The 13,641-nt window shown below is 67.2% G+C and carries 14 protein-coding genes; 9 read left to right on the top strand and 5 right to left on the bottom strand.

Translation table 11 applies throughout. The features are described from left to right. The 3 genes from ACO1P8_RS09925 to phnG form a co-directional block, all read right to left on the bottom strand. On the bottom strand, positions 1 to 1,025 hold a 1,025-nt coding region (locus ACO1P8_RS09925; RefSeq protein ID WP_486295722.1), incomplete at its 3' end, for a carbon-phosphorus lyase complex subunit. A gap of 1 nt (position 1,026) precedes the next feature. Then, positions 1,027 to 1,650 (bottom strand): phosphonate C-P lyase system protein PhnH, encoded by a 624-nt coding sequence (phnH, locus tag ACO1P8_RS09930; protein WP_486295723.1) that lies wholly within the window; start codon positions 1,648 to 1,650, stop codon positions 1,027 to 1,029. Next, positions 1,650 to 2,114 carry a phosphonate C-P lyase system protein PhnG gene (gene phnG / locus ACO1P8_RS09935; RefSeq protein WP_486295724.1) on the bottom strand — a complete coding sequence of 155 codons (465 nt, stop codon included), beginning with the start codon at positions 2,112 to 2,114 and terminating at the stop codon, positions 1,650 to 1,652. Before phnG ends, phnH begins: the two co-directional genes overlap by 1 nt. A 123-nt stretch (positions 2,115 to 2,237) precedes the next feature. Here phnG and phnF point away from each other — a divergent pair, with 123 nt between their 5' ends. The 4 genes from phnF (at position 2,238) to phnN (ending at position 5,576) form a co-directional block, all read left to right on the top strand. Then, complete coding sequence (phnF, locus tag ACO1P8_RS09940; protein ID WP_486295725.1) at positions 2,238 to 2,957, top strand: phosphonate metabolism transcriptional regulator PhnF; 720 nt, start codon at positions 2,238 to 2,240, stop codon at positions 2,955 to 2,957. A gap of 115 nt (positions 2,958 to 3,072) precedes the next feature. Next, the gene (locus tag ACO1P8_RS09945; RefSeq protein WP_486295726.1) at positions 3,073 to 4,269 is read left to right on the top strand and encodes an alpha-D-ribose 1-methylphosphonate 5-triphosphate diphosphatase; all 1,197 of its coding nucleotides are present in this window, start codon (positions 3,073 to 3,075) and stop codon (positions 4,267 to 4,269) included. A gap of 9 nt (positions 4,270 to 4,278) precedes the next feature. Further along, positions 4,279 to 5,016 carry a DUF1045 domain-containing protein gene (locus ACO1P8_RS09950; protein WP_486295727.1) on the top strand — a complete coding sequence of 246 codons (738 nt, stop codon included), beginning with the start codon at positions 4,279 to 4,281 and terminating at the stop codon, positions 5,014 to 5,016. Further along, positions 5,013 to 5,576, top strand: a complete 564-nt coding sequence (gene phnN / locus ACO1P8_RS09955; RefSeq protein WP_486295728.1) for a phosphonate metabolism protein/1,5-bisphosphokinase (PRPP-forming) PhnN — start codon at positions 5,013 to 5,015, stop codon at positions 5,574 to 5,576. The genes ACO1P8_RS09950 and phnN overlap by 4 nt, the downstream gene beginning before the upstream one ends. Positions 5,577 to 5,661: 85 nt before the next feature. On the opposite strand, the gene ACO1P8_RS09960 is transcribed toward phnN, so the two are convergent. Then, a complete protein-coding gene (locus ACO1P8_RS09960) occupies positions 5,662 to 6,681 on the bottom strand; it encodes a LysR family transcriptional regulator (RefSeq protein ID WP_486295729.1) in 1,020 nt (339 codons plus the stop codon). Between the two features lie 154 nt (positions 6,682 to 6,835). Here ACO1P8_RS09960 and ACO1P8_RS09965 point away from each other — a divergent pair, with 154 nt between their 5' ends. Together ACO1P8_RS09965 and ACO1P8_RS09970 are read left to right on the top strand one after the other, a co-directional pair. Beyond that, a complete protein-coding gene (locus ACO1P8_RS09965; RefSeq protein ID WP_486295730.1) occupies positions 6,836 to 7,717 on the top strand; it encodes a TauD/TfdA dioxygenase family protein in 882 nt (293 codons plus the stop codon). Positions 7,718 to 7,733: 16 nt separating this feature from the next. After that, the gene (locus ACO1P8_RS09970; protein WP_486295731.1) at positions 7,734 to 8,726 is read left to right on the top strand and encodes an NAD(P)H-quinone oxidoreductase; all 993 of its coding nucleotides are present in this window, start codon (positions 7,734 to 7,736) and stop codon (positions 8,724 to 8,726) included. A 139-nt stretch (positions 8,727 to 8,865) separates the two neighbouring features. On the opposite strand, the gene ACO1P8_RS09975 is transcribed toward ACO1P8_RS09970, so the two are convergent. Then, positions 8,866 to 10,620 (bottom strand): S8 family serine peptidase, encoded by a 1,755-nt coding sequence (locus ACO1P8_RS09975; RefSeq protein ID WP_486295732.1) that lies wholly within the window; start codon positions 10,618 to 10,620, stop codon positions 8,866 to 8,868. 254 nt (positions 10,621 to 10,874) lie between these two features. On the opposite strand from ACO1P8_RS09975, the gene ACO1P8_RS09980 reads away from it, so the two are divergent. From ACO1P8_RS09980 to ACO1P8_RS09990, 3 genes are read left to right on the top strand one after another with little or no spacing between them, the layout of a single operon-like run. Continuing rightward, entirely contained in the window at positions 10,875 to 11,096 is a 222-nt protein-coding gene (locus ACO1P8_RS09980) for an acyl-CoA carboxylase biotin carboxyl carrier protein subunit (protein ID WP_094840305.1), read from the top strand. A gap of 7 nt (positions 11,097 to 11,103) precedes the next feature. Continuing rightward, positions 11,104 to 12,468: an acetyl-CoA carboxylase biotin carboxylase subunit gene (locus tag ACO1P8_RS09985; protein WP_486295733.1), complete on the top strand. Its 1,365-nt coding sequence runs from the start codon at positions 11,104 to 11,106 to the stop codon at positions 12,466 to 12,468. Positions 12,469 to 12,497: 29 nt separating this feature from the next. Next, positions 12,498 to 13,376: a TrmB family transcriptional regulator gene (locus tag ACO1P8_RS09990; RefSeq protein WP_486295734.1), complete on the top strand. Its 879-nt coding sequence runs from the start codon at positions 12,498 to 12,500 to the stop codon at positions 13,374 to 13,376. Positions 13,377 to 13,641: the final 265 nt, after the last annotated feature.

Here is a 13,641-nt window from a genome sequence, read left to right on the forward strand (position 1 = left end):
GCCTGGAAATCCACGTAGTGCGGCAACTTCAAGTGCTGGACGAAGCCGGAGGCCTCGACGTTATCGCTGTGATACAGCACAAACTCGTGATCGTTGGCGGGGGAATCGGAGGCTTCGCCGAGTTCCGCCGCGCGCAGGGCCCGGTCTACCAGCGCCATGGACATGGCCTTACGTTCGCCGTAGCCGAATACCAGCCCGTAGCCGCGCGTGAAGCGCGGGCCTTCCTGCGGGTTGCCGGCGAACTGGCTTACCATCTGGCACTCGGTGACATCGATTTCGCCCAGCGTGACGGCGAAACCCAATTCTTCGACGAACATCCCGACTTCGACCGATCCATAGCGGATCTCGGCGGCGAAAGGGTGCGTATTGCCATAGCCGCGCTGCGTCGAATAGCCCATGGACAGCAGATAGCCCTCGTCGGCGCGCGCCAGGTTCTGCAGCCGCGCCGGACGCGAGGCCGGAAAGGTCATCGGCTGGCGCGTCAGGTCGAAAGGCGCCGGGTCGCCCGGCGGAACGGCTTCGTCTTCCACCAGCGATTCGTGCCGCAGCAGGTCCGTGACGCGCGGCATGGCTGGATCGAGCGGAACGTCGGCCGGCGGCAGCGGCGCCACCGGGGCATCGTCCTCCAGGCTGAAATCCAGCAGGCGCTGCGTATAGTCGTAGGTGGGCCCCAGCACCTGCCCGCCCGGCACGTCCTTGAAGGTAGCCGATATGCGGCGCTGCAGCCCCATGCATGCCGTGTCCAGCGGCTGCGTATAGCCGAAGCGCGGCAGCGTCGTGCGGTACGCGCGCAGCAGGAATACCGCTTCGATCGCATCGCCGGCCGCCTGCTTGAGCGCCAGCGCGGCCAGGTGCGGATCGTACAGCGAGCCTTCCGCCATGACGCGCGACACCGCCAGCGGCATTTGTTCGCGGATCTGCGCCAGCGTCAGCGCCGGCACCGCGGGATCGCCACGCCGATAGCCGTCCAGCATGCGATAGGAATTCAGGATGGCGCGTTCGCCGCCCTTCACAGCAACGTACATGTCAGTTCTCCATCCGGGTGGTGCGCGGCAGACCGCAGATCTGCCCGCCTTGCGTCAGAAAGACATCCACGCCCAAGGGAAACAGCGCGTGATTCGATGCCCATTGTTCGCGGAGGTCCGCGGGCAGGCCCGCCACCGCCAGCGCGCGCGTGCCGGGAATGCCCGGACCGGACAGCGTCAGCGCCACCCCTGCCCCGAAGGCGCCGACTTCGATCAGCAAGGTGGCCGATCGATCGGGATAGGCGGCATCGCCGGGATCGCAGCTGTCCAGCGATGGGACAACGTGCCCGGCGGGCACGGCGATGAATCGGGCGTGCGCCGGATCGTCCACCAGCGGGCAGGCGCAATGGAAGCGCAGGAAGCCGCGCACGCTTTCGTCCACGCCGGCCGGCAGCCAGACCGGCGCATCGACATCGGCCAGTGCCAGCAGCATCGCCGCCATCGCCGGCGACAGGCCGGAAGGCACGCCACAGGACGTTTCCAGCTCCTGGATTCGCCCCGGATGCGCCAACGCCTGCAGCGCCGCGCGGAAGGTCTCCTGGGCGCCCGCCACCGGGTCGTCGAAGCCGGGCAGCAAGGTGGCCGCGCCGCGTGCCGCGGTGCGCGCCGTATGAGTAGTGGTCATCAGTTATCCCCCCGCACCAGGGTGAAGAAATCGACGCGCGTCTGCGCCGCGGCCGCGGCGCGCGCGGCGGCGTTGTCCGCATGCGATCGGGCCAGCGGCTCTATCACGCTCTTGCGCACGCGCTCGTGCCATTCGTCCATCTGCAACAGCCCGTCCAGCACGGCGGCCTGCTCCGCGTGGCGGGCGGCGCGGCCGCGCACATAGGCGGTACCGACGATGCCATCGTCGAACGCCACGGCGCAGCGCGTCACGGATATCTCGCCAAGATTGAACTGCGCGCCGGTGCCGCCCGCCCGGGCGCGCACCATTGCCATGCCGGTTTCCGGCGCGCGCAGCTTGCGGTAGACGGGCAGTTCCCCCAGCGCCGCATAGGCGAGCGCGAGGGCATCCGGTTCGGCCAGCGCCATCACGCGCATCCAGGCAGCGCGCGGCGCGTGCGGCTGTTCGCCGGTTTCGGGAGTCATGATTACCTCTAAACGTCTATACGAGTAGATGTAGTATGATCCGTCACGAGGTAAAGTTCAACCGCAGTGAACCACGTTGTCGGTGAATTTTTTATGACCACGCTTGCGTAACGGAAGAACATCATGGTGGAACGAGGATCGGGCATCGCCATCTGGCGTCAGATTGGCGAGGCCCTGGCGACGGACATACGCAACAAGCGCTACGCGCCCGGCGAACAGCTGCCGCCGGAACCGGAGCTGGCCGAGAAATTCTCCGTCAACCGCCACACGATACGGCGGGCGATGGGCGAGCTCGAACAGGGCGGCCTGGTCCGCATCGAGCAGGGACGCGGCACCTTCGTGCAGGAACACGCGATCGACTACGCCATCGGCAAGCGCACGCGCTTTTCCGAGAACCTGGGTAGCCAGGGCGTGCTGGGCCACGCTCAGGTGGTGCACAGCGAAACGCTGAAGTCCGCGGAAATCGCCCATCATCTGGGCCTGTCGCGCAATGCCTCGCTGCTGCGCGTGCAACTGATCGGCAAGACGGAAAACCGCACGATAAGCGTGGCGGAGCATTATTTCGAAGAAAAGCGCTTTCCCGGATTCGTCGACAAACTCGACGCCACGCGATCCATTTCCAAGACCTACCGGCAGTTCGGCATCGCGGACTACACGCGCAAGTGGTCGCGCATCACCGCCACGCTGCCCAGCGAAGAGGTGGCACGCCTGCTGGCGCAGCCCAAGACCCGCCCCATCCTGAAAGTGGAAGCCCTGAATATCGACCAGGACAAAGCGCCGCTGCAATACAGCATCACGTGTTTTTCCGGCGACTGGGTGCAATTGATGGTCAACGACGACTAGGGTCCGCCGACGCCGGAAAGCATTCCGGCGGCGCGCCATCCCCGCGCGGAAAGACATCTAGACATCTGTTCGTCATCGAAGACCGCTACTCTAGAAGGTTCTACAGGTGGACTCCATGCATCCAGACAATTCGCCTTCCCATTTCCTGCGCGGCATCGGCGGCCGCCGTGTATTGACCGCCCAGGGGCTTGGCCCCGCCCGCCTCTCCTTCGAGCAGGACCGTATCGCCGGCACCCATACCGGTTCCGGACCCGCGCCGGCCGATTTCGATGCGGGAGACCTGCTGGTGCTGCCCGGCATCGTCGACCTGCACGGCGACGCCTTCGAACGCGCCATCATGCCGCGTCCGGGCGTGACCTTCCCTTACGACGGCGCCCTGCTGGACGTCGATCGGCAACTGCTGGCCAACGGCATCACCACGGAATTCCACGGACTGACCCTGTCCTGGGAAGGCGGCTTGCGCGGCGAACCCTACGCCATGCGCATGTTCGATGCCCTGGACCGCATGCAGCGCCTGCTGGGGGCGCGCCATTACGTACACCTGCGCTTCGAGACCCATCACGTCAGCGGCGTGGAGATCGCGCAGTCCTGGATCCGCGCCGGCAAAGTGCGTTTCCTGGCCTTGAACGACCACCTCCCCAGCATGACCAAGCGCCTGGGCGATGACCGCAAGCTGCTGCAGTACGCGGAGCGCGCCGAATGCGACCTGGATACCTTCCAGGACCGCATCCGCGCGGCCATGCAATCGGCCGATGCGGTCGCCGGCGCCATGCGCGAACTGACCGATTGCGCGCGCGAGGCCGGCCTGGAGGTCGCATCGCACGACGACCGCGATCCGGCCACCCGCCGCTACTATCACCAGCTCGGCTGCGGGGTGGCGGAATTCCCGCTGACCATCGAGGCGGCCCAGGTGGCCCGTTCGCTGGGCGACTCCATCGTTTTCGGGGCGCCCAACGTGGTGCGCGGCGGCAGCCACACGAATGCGCCCGACGCTACCGCGATGATCCGCGCGGGCCTGTGCGACGTGCTGGCCTCCGATTACTACTACCCCGCCCCGCTGACGGCCGTGATGAAACTTGCAAGCCGCGGCATCCTGCCGCTGGAACACGCCTGGGCGCTGGTCTCGCGCAATCCGGCGCGAGCCGCCGGGCTGCGCGACCGCGGCCAGCTGGACACCGGCATGATCGCCGATGCCATTGTCGTGGATGACAGCGTGCCCGAGGTCCCACGCGTCTGCGCGGCCATCGTGGGCGGGCGCCTGCGCTATGCCGCACGCCACTTCGAAAGCCCGCTGGCGCGGGCCGCTGCCTGAGCCCCTGCCATGCCGCTTGCTTATCGCTACGCCGTCTATCTGGCGCCGGTCGGCGCCTGGCGCGAATTCGGCCGCGCCTGGCTGGGCCGGGATGAAGAAAGCGGGCAGCGCCTGCCGCGCGCGCGAGAAGAGGATCCCCGGCTGGATGCCTGGACCGACGCGCCTCGGCACTACGGTCTGCACGCGACGCTAAAGCCGCCCTTCCGCCTGCGCCCGGGCACGACGGCGACAGGGCTGGACGAGGCGATCCGCGCGCTCGCCCGCATGCAAAAGCCCTTCCACATCGTGCCGACCCTGCGCGCCCTGCGCGGGTTCCTGGCCTGGTGCCTGCCCGACGACGCCGGCACACACGCGCGCGTCCGCGCCCTGGCGGACCGGGTGGTACGCGACCTGGACCCCTATCGCGCGCCGTCCACCCCGGCTGAAATCGCGCGCCGCAGGCCGGACCAGTTGACGCTGCCCCAGCAGCGCATGCTGGCCGAATGGGGCTACCCCTACGTCTTCGATACCTACACCTTTCATATCACGCTGACCGGCAACCTCGGCGCCACGGAACTCGACCATGCCGAGGAACTGCTGCGTGCCCGCGCTGGCCGTGCGCTGGACGGCGCCATGCCCGTCGAGGCAATCACCGTGTACGTCCAGCCGCGACCCGACGATCCGTTCATCGTCGCGCGCCACTACGGCTTCGACGGAACCGTGCGCGACGCGGCCGGCGCCCGCTATATGGACGACGACGCACCATGAATGCGCCCGCACCCTCGCTCGTCTACATCATGGGCGCGTCGGGCAGCGGCAAGGACACGCTGCTGCGCCATGTGCGCGGCATGAGCACGCCGCGGGACCGCATCCTGGTTGCGCATCGGTATATCACCCGGCCCAGCGGCGTCGACGAGGCCTCGGTGGCACTGAGCGAAGACGAATTTGCCCGGCGCGAACAACTGGGTTGCTTCGCCCTCTCGTGGCGCAGCCACGGGCTGGCTTACGGCGTAGGCGTGGAGATCGACGCCTGGATGGCCGCCGGGGTGACGGTGCTGGTGAATGGATCGCGCGCGCATTTGCCGCGCGCCTGGGCCCGTTACCCGGGCCTGTGCGCGGTGGAGATCGCCGTCGATGTGCGCACGCTGAAGCAGCGCCTGTCCAGCCGCGGCCGCGAGAATATGCAGGCCATCGAGGAAAGGCTGGCGCGCGCGACGGCGGCATTCGACGTGCCGGCCGGTTGCGAATTGCTCACCGTGGACAACAACGGCGCCCCGGAAGAAGCGGCGGATCGCGTGCTGGAGATCGCCCGCCGCCGGCACGCCTGAGCGCACGCCCCGGCAGCCGCCCGGGTCGTACCGGACGGGCCTGCATATCGACCCGGCCGCACGATGGCCTGCCCGGGACCAGATATCAACGCGCCCGCGCCGCGTCCCGCACATAGGCATGAAACCGCCCGAGTAAAGGATCCTCCAGCGACATCCGGTGAAACGCCAGCATGACGGGGTTGATAGGCAGGGCGCGCCTGACCTTGACGATGCGCAGCACGCCGAAGCCGACATGGCGGCGCACGATGGATTCAGGCGCGATGGACACCAGCCGCGACGCGGCGACCAGCGCCAGATTGGCCTCGAACGAGCGGGTTTCCATCAGGGGCTTGATAGGCGCCAGGCCGTGTTCGGCCCAGAACGCATCGAATGCGCCGCGCGATGTTGTCCCCGGCTCGGGCAGGGTCCAGCCCATCGCCGCCAGCCGCGACAGGGAAACCTGCCCCGAGGGAATATCGGGGTGGCCCGCGGCACAATAGATAACGGTGCGCTCGTCGAACAATCGCTCGATGACCCATTCGTCGCCAGGGTCCGCCACATTGCCGCGCAGGATGGCGAAGTCCAGGTCGCCCGCGGCAAGGCTGTTGAACAGCGCGATGGAGTTGCCTTCGCGCACCTCGAAGCGCATACCCACCCCATCCGTTCCCGTGCCGCCTGCCGGCGTCCGCCCTTGTGCCTTCGCATCGCCATCGGCGCCGGCCGCTACCGCCGCGCCGCCCGTCCCCGTCTTTTCCAACGGCGCCTGCCCGCCATCCGGATAGACGCGTTCCAGCAAATGCGGCAGCAGCGTGTGCATGGCGCGCGGGATACACCCCAGCCGGATCGGCGGCGCATCGCCCGTCGTCAGGTCGTTCAGGCGCTCCATCGTGCGCAGCGCGAAACGGGCGCGTGGCAGGATCAGGCGGCCCTGCGCCGTCGGCACGCTGCCATGGCTGGACCGTTCGAACAGGCGCGCGCCGACCAGCGTCTCGGCCTCGGCCAACAGGCGCGACAACACGGGTTGCGGGACGCCCAGTGCGCGAGCGGCGCGATGCACCGACCGCCCATCGCCGACCGCGACGATGGCTTCGATATGGCGGCGCTGTAGGGGTTTTTTCTTCTGCATGGATACGGATTCAGTATAACGGTATGCCTTATATATATCATTTACCGCATTACCCACGATTGCTATATTGGCCTCGCCCACCCACTCGACCGTGCCCCGCGGGCCCGCACCATCCGGGAAGGGACATCACCTCTAGCATGCACAGGCCAACACCATGTCGATCACCGTTACTCCCCTCGCGTCGGCCCTCGGCGCGGAAATTTCAGGTCTGGATCTGCGCGCGCCGCTCGCCGCCGATGACGTCGCGGCGCTGAAGCGCGCCTGGAGCGAGCACCTGGTCCTGCGCTTTCGCGGCCAACTTCTGAGCGATCCGGAACTGCTGGCCTTCAGCCGGGTATTCGGCGAGCTCGATCCTCCCGGGCCGAATCCTTACGGCAAACCTTTCCTGACGGAATTTCCCGAAATCAACGTGATTTCCAACGTGAAGAAAGACGGCGTCCCCATCGGCAACCTTGGGGACGGCGAAGCCGTCTGGCACTGCGACATGACCTACATCGACACGCCGCCGATGGCCGCGCTGCTGCACGCGCTGGACGTACCGCCCAGCGGCGGCGATACCTTCTGGGCCAATATGTACCTGGCCTGCGAGACACTGCCCGGCACGCTCAGGAAAGCCATTTCCGGGCGCCGCGCCATCCATGACGCCACCTACAACAGCGCCGGCATGATGCGCAAGGGCATGAAGGAAGTGACGGACCCGCGCGAGGCGCCGGGTGCCCGCCACCCGCTGGTGGTGCGCCATCCGGAAACCGGCCGCGCCGCCCTGTACCTGGGCCGTCGCCGCAACAGCCATATCGTCGGATTGCCGCTGGACGAAAGCAATGAACTGCTGGACCAACTGTGGGCCCACGCCACGCAGCAGGAATTCACTTTCCGCCAGCAATGGCAACCGCACGACCTGATTCTCTGGGACAACCGCTGCACCCTGCACCGCCGGGACGCCTTCGATCCCGCCGTCAGCCGCATCATGCATCGCACGCAAATCAAGGGCGCGGCCACCGTGCCCCACGAAGAGCACGATGCCCTCGCCGCGTAGCCGGCCAGACACCGCCATGAAAGCCATCCTGATGCGCGAACCCGGCCCGGCCGACGTGCTGTACTACGGCGATGCGCCCTTGCCGGAACCCGGGCCCGGCGAGGTATTGGTGCGCGTGCACGCCACCTCGGTCAACCGCCCGGACATCGTCCAGCGCGAAGGCAATTACCCGCCGCCGCCCGGCGAATCGGACATCCTGGGGCTGGAAGTGGCCGGCGTGGTCCACGCCGTGGCCGAGGGCGTGCAGGGCTGGCGGCCAGGGGACCGGGTGATGACGCTGGTCGGCGGCGGCGGGTACGCGGAATACGCCCGGGCGCGCGCCGAGCTGCTGCTTCCCATTCCCGACGGCATGGACTTCGAGACACCCGCCTGCGTCTGCGAAACCTACATCACCGCCTATCTGAACGTCTTCATGCTGGGCGGCCTGCGCGACGGCCAGACCGCGCTGCTGCATGGCGGAGGCGGCGGCGTGAACACCGCGGCCCTCAGGCTATGCCGCGCCCTGGTGCCCGGCGCGCGCCTGATCGTCACGGCGTCGCCGGGCAAGGAGGATCGCCTGAAGGCGCTGGGCGCGCACCACGTCATCGACTACCGCGCCACGCCGGACTTCGCGGCCGAGGTCAGGGCACTGACCGAGAAGATGGGCGTGGACGTCATCCTCGATCATATCGGCGCGCGCTATCTCGCGCCGAATATGAATTCGCTGGCAGCCGGCGGACGTTTGGTCGTCATCGGCGTCATGTCGGGTATCAAGGCGGAACTGAACCTTGCGCTGATGATGGTCAAGCGTCAGCAGATTATCGGCAGCGTCCTGCGTTCGCGCCCCGCGACGGAGAAGGCCAACATCGTCAGGGAGTTCGCCGCCCGCGCGCTGCCCTGCATCGCCGACGGACGCGCTGCGCCCATCGTCGAAAAAGTGTTCCCGCTGGCGCAGGCGGCCCAGGCCCACGCCTGGATGGAGGCCGGCGGATTCTTCGGCAAAATCGTGCTGTCCGTGCGCCCCGCGTAGTCGTGGACGAACAGGCCCGCCGCGCCGGCCAGGCCGCCGATGCACAGCAGGCCGTGCATGCCCATGCGCATGCAGACCCTGACGATGGGAATACCTCGCCGGACAGCGAAGGTCTCGTTCGCGGTGCCCGCCTTGCGCATCAATGCCCCAGCACGCGAAGATCCCAGGACACGATGGTGCCTGGCGCATCCGCGGAGGACGCCGGCTTCGCCGCGTCGATGACCTGCAGTGTCCAGGTGCCGCGCGCGGACTCGTCCAGGAAGGCGTTCGAAGCGGCCAGATCGATGGAGAAGGTGTCGCCCGCCAGCATGACGAGCGTGCCCGCCGGCAGAATGACGCTGCGGGTACCGGACGGCGATATGAGCGCAATATGCAGTCGGTTGGGATCCTTGTGCGTGGTGCGCAACCGCAGCTGTACCGTTTCGATCTTCATGTCGTCTTTCACCGCGATCGGCGCGCCGGTCCCCGGCGCATCGCAGGCGCCGATGGGGACCGCGTTTCCGCTCATCGCGACCCAGCCGGTGTTGCGCAGCGGGCCCAGGGACGTGTGGCGCCGGGCCGCGTGCACGGCAGCCGTGGCGTCGACCAGACCGAAGCCGTACCAGTTGCTGAAGGAGCGGCCCGCGGCATTCCTGACCCAGCCGTCGTCCAGTACCCGCCCCTGCCGGACGATGTCCGGACGGTCGGGATCGATCTTGCGTGCGGTCGTGGCGAGGATGTACTTGATATCGCGCCAGGTCAGCGCCGGATTGGCTTGCAGCATCAGCGCCGCGACGCCCGTCACCGTGGGCGCGGCGGCCGACGTCCCATTGGCACGGGCGGTGTAATCGCCGCTGGCATCGACGCCGGACAGGCTGCCGCTGTCGAGCGCGTTGTAGCGCGGCAGGCCCGGCCCGTCGCGGTTCAATCCCTGCGCCAGGCCGGAGTCGTCCGTCGTCACGATGGCGGGCGCATACAAGTGCGCATCGTCCACCGAAGACGTGCCCGACTGCGCATGGGACTCCGCCACGAGGGCCTTTTCTAGGCCGAATTCGCCCCCCAGGCCGGATACCCAGAGCGCCGAACCCGTATTGGAATAGGAGGACTTGATGCCGTCCGCGTTCACCGCCCCCACCGTCACGACGCGGGCCATGGCGTTCATCGCGTCCGCCGTGGCGGTCAGGCAACCGATGCCCGTGCCGCCGGTCGCCGCACGGCAGGTTTCCACGCCGATGCCTATCTTGTCGGCGCTTTCGAATTCGTTGCCGGCGGACTTGATGAACAATTCGCCAGTGTTGCCATCCAGACCCGCATCCGGATACTCGGACTCCGAATACGGCGCGAAGATGACCGGCGAGTTTCCCCCGCTGATGTTGTGCAGCACGGGCCGGGGCACATCGTGTGCGCCGGGTGCCTGCATGTCCAGCAGTTTGGCCTCTGGCGCGATGCTCCCGCCGCCCTTGCCGTTGCCTTCCACCGCCGCGATGATGCCCGCCGTGGCGGTGGCATGGGCGATGTCGCGATCGCGCAGGCCGGTCCGGTCCAGGGGCGCGCGCACCAGCAGGTTGGGCGCCAGGTCCTCGTGATCCGGGTCGATACGGCCTGGCTCGTGTATCGCGACCACGACGTCCTTGCCCGTTATGCCCTCCTGGTGCAACGTGCCCAGGTTCAGGTCCACGCCGGCCTTGGGCGCCGTATCCGCGAACACGCTTCGGCCGGTATTGTTCAGGTGCCACTGGAAGGGATACAGCGGGTCGTTCGGCGCCGCCCGCTCGAACGCTGCCGCCGCGCCGGCAGCGTATCCCCTCGTTGCCTCTTGCGGCGCCACCGGTCCGGATCCGGGCAAATGCGAGGAAGGCGTATCGGTGCCGGTTGGCCGCAGCGCGTGCGCGATGGGAAAGGAAGACGTGATCATGACGGCATAACCTGCGTGCGATGACGGATCGGATGTTCGATTCCCTGTGGTGTCCGTCGCCTGCACCCCGATCCCTGCATGAGCCGCGCCGCTGCGCGCCGCACCAACGATCCGTCAACGCCATTAACGTTGTTGTTGCAACAACTACCAAAATCCCCTATTCTGGATCCGGCCACGCCCGCTCGCGGCCGCATCGTCGTATCGATGCCCGTTGGCGGCGCGCGCGACCATCCGGCCACATGGAGGAACACGGCATGAGTACCGTAGACGTCAAGACCGAGATCACCGGCAATGTCTGGAAAATCCTGCGCAAGCCGGGCGATACGGTGGAAGAGGACGAGCCCATCCTGATTCTGGAATCCATGAAAATGGAAATCCCCGTCGTGGCACCGGAAGCCGGCACCATCGCCGAGATCCTGGTCCAGCCCGAGCAGACCGTGTCCGAAGGCAGCGTCGTCGCGCGCCTGTCGGTGTGAGGCCGCCATGGCGTCCCTGAACCGCCTGCTGGTCGCCAACCGCGGTGAAATCGCCTGCCGCGTCATGCGCAGCTGCCGCGCCCTGGATATCGAAACCGTCGCCGTCTATTCGGAAGCGGACGCCCAGGCCGCCCACGTCGCCATGGCCGACCAGGCACGCGCGATCGGTCCGTCCCGCGCCAGCGAAAGCTATCTGCGTCCGGAGGCGATCCTGCAGGCCGCCGCCGATACCGGCGCCCAGGCCATCCATCCCGGCTACGGTTTTCTTTCCGAAAACGCCGCCTTCGCCCAGGCCGTGCTGGCGGCGGGCCTGACCTGGGTCGGGCCGCGCCCGGACAGCATCCGCGACATGGGCGATAAGCAGCGTGCCCGCGAACTGGCCATCGCCGCCGGCGTACCGGTGGTACCCGGCAGCGACCGCTTTGAGACGGGCGCGCTGGACGGCATCGCCGAAAGCGCCGCGCGCGTCGGCTATCCCCTGCTGGTCAAAGCCGTGGCCGGGGGCGGCGGCATCGGCATGCGCCGCGTCGACCGCCCCGAGGACCTGCAGGCCGTCGTCGCAGCCAGCCAATCCATGGCGGCCAAGGCCTTCGGCAACGGCGCGGTTTTCCTGGAACGCTATATCCCATTGGCGCGCCACGCCGAGATCCAGGTCTTCGGCTTCGGCAACGGCAACGCCATCCACCTATACGAACGCGACTGTTCCCTGCAGCGCCGCTACCAGAAAATCATCGAGGAAAGCCCCGCGCCGGGCCTGCCCGCCGCCACGCGCGCCAGCATGGCGCAGGCCGCGGTCGACCTGTGCCGCGCCACACGCTACCAGGGCGCCGGCACGGTCGAATTCATCGTCGACGCGGGATCCTTCGAGTTCTACTTCCTGGAAATGAATACCCGGATCCAGGTGGAACATCCGGTGACCGAGATGATCACCGGACGCGATCTGGTGGCGATGCAGATCGACCTGGCGCGCGACAGCCTGCCGGCACTGTCCCAGGATGCCATCGCCGCGCAGGGCCATGCCATCGAATGCAGGCTTTATGCCGAAGACCCCAAGCGCATGTTCATGCCCTCGCCGGGCCGCCTGGCCGTGTTCCGCCCACCCTCAGGCATGCCGGGCATCCGCGTGGACAGCGGCTACCGGGAAGGAGATGAGATCACCCCCTTCTACGATCCGATGATCGCCAAGCTGATCGCGCATGGCGAAGACCGCGATACCGCGCGCCGCCGCGCCGCCGAGGCCCTGCGGCGCTTCGAGGTCGAGGGGATACGCCACAATCGCGATTTCCTGATCGCCTGCCTGGAACATCCGGCGTTCGCGGCCGGCGACGTTCATACCGGTTTTGTAGAGTCGCATCGCCAGGCCCTCTGCTAAACTCGCACGGTTTCCGACGGGGTACCCCGATGAGCGTCAAGCATGTGGCCAAGGACGATGCGTCCACGGACAACATTTCCGGCGATTTGAAGAGACTGGGCTTCACGGAATACGAAGCCAAGGTTTATGTCCAGCTGCTGGGCATGCCGCCGTCGACGGCCTACGAGATTTCCAAGCAGGCCGGCGTGCCGCGGCCCAATACCTATAGCGCGCTGGACAGCCTGGCGCGCCGCGGCGCCGTGCTGCCGGTGCGAGAGAACCCGACCTGCTATGTCGCTGCGCGCCCGCGCGAACTGCTGGACGCAATCGCGCGCCAGACGCGTTCGCTGTGCGCCGGCCTGACAGAGCGCCTGGAGGCGGTTACGCCGCGCACCGAGGACCAGTACGTCTGGACGCTGCGCGGCGACGCGGCGGTGCACGAACATATCGACGTGCTGATCGAGCGGAGCACGGCAACGGTGTGGATCAAGGCCGCCGATCACGTGCTGCGCCGACATGCGGATCGTCTGCGCGAGGCGGCGGTGACGCGTGGGGTGCGCTTGCTGATCGTGCTGTTCGGGAAGAATGCAGAGGAGTTCCGGTATACCGATAAGTGCAGCGTGTATATCCACGAGAACAACGGTGTGCGGATGGGGACGGCGGACAATCTATTCACGCTGGCAGTCGACTATCGGGAGATGCTGACGGCCAATGTCGAGGGGGATGTGATCGCGGCGCATTCCAAGAACATGCCGATTGTGACGATGGCGCTGTCGTTGATTCGCCATGATTACTACATGGCGGAGATTTTTTCGCGGTTCGGGGACCAGATAGACGAGGCGTTCGGTCCTTATTTGCGGGATTTGCGGCTGCCGAGTTTCACGCCGGAGCAGGTGGCTTCGTTCAAGAAGAATACGGGGATCGTCTAGGGCTGACGGTGTCGTTTTTTCCTTCGGCAGGTGTGTTGCTTTGTTCCGTGTGGTGATCGGTGCTGTTGGCGGGTGGCTTGCTGGTGCCGTCCGGCGGAGGTGATGCCTGTCGGGGCCAGCCCGGAGGAGCCGGTCCGGCGCCTTCGCGCCGGACTCCCGCGTCGTCATCTTCGTACGGCGGCCGAAGTAGCGGCGGTTTTCTTGCGGTTTTTTTGCCCGGCCGTCCTCCCTTCAGATTCCCGCGCGCGGCTCCAACGGGCTGGCC

The sequence above is a fragment of the Bordetella sp. genome, from assembly GCF_057362025.1.

Bases quoted from the DNA above. Each gene is read 5' to 3' on its own strand.
- phnH (WP_486295723.1), bottom strand. From the start codon at position 1,650: ATGACCACTACTCATACGGCGCGCACCGCGGCACGCGGCGCGGCCACC.
- phnG (WP_486295724.1), bottom strand. From the start codon at position 2,114: ATGACTCCCGAAACCGGCGAACAGCCGCACGCGCCGCGCGCTGCCTGG.
- phnF (WP_486295725.1), top strand. From the start codon at position 2,238: ATGGTGGAACGAGGATCGGGCATCGCCATCTGGCGTCAGATTGGCGAG.
- ACO1P8_RS09945 (WP_486295726.1), top strand. From the start codon at position 3,073: ATGCATCCAGACAATTCGCCTTCCCATTTCCTGCGCGGCATCGGCGGC.
- ACO1P8_RS09950 (WP_486295727.1), top strand. From the start codon at position 4,279: ATGCCGCTTGCTTATCGCTACGCCGTCTATCTGGCGCCGGTCGGCGCC.
- phnN (WP_486295728.1), top strand. From the start codon at position 5,013: ATGAATGCGCCCGCACCCTCGCTCGTCTACATCATGGGCGCGTCGGGC.
- ACO1P8_RS09960 (WP_486295729.1), bottom strand. From the start codon at position 6,681: ATGCAGAAGAAAAAACCCCTACAGCGCCGCCATATCGAAGCCATCGTC.
- ACO1P8_RS09965 (WP_486295730.1), top strand. From the start codon at position 6,836: ATGTCGATCACCGTTACTCCCCTCGCGTCGGCCCTCGGCGCGGAAATT.
- ACO1P8_RS09970 (WP_486295731.1), top strand. From the start codon at position 7,734: ATGAAAGCCATCCTGATGCGCGAACCCGGCCCGGCCGACGTGCTGTAC.
- ACO1P8_RS09975 (WP_486295732.1), bottom strand. From the start codon at position 10,620: ATGATCACGTCTTCCTTTCCCATCGCGCACGCGCTGCGGCCAACCGGC.
- ACO1P8_RS09980 (WP_094840305.1), top strand. From the start codon at position 10,875: ATGAGTACCGTAGACGTCAAGACCGAGATCACCGGCAATGTCTGGAAA.
- ACO1P8_RS09985 (WP_486295733.1), top strand. From the start codon at position 11,104: ATGGCGTCCCTGAACCGCCTGCTGGTCGCCAACCGCGGTGAAATCGCC.
- ACO1P8_RS09990 (WP_486295734.1), top strand. From the start codon at position 12,498: ATGAGCGTCAAGCATGTGGCCAAGGACGATGCGTCCACGGACAACATT.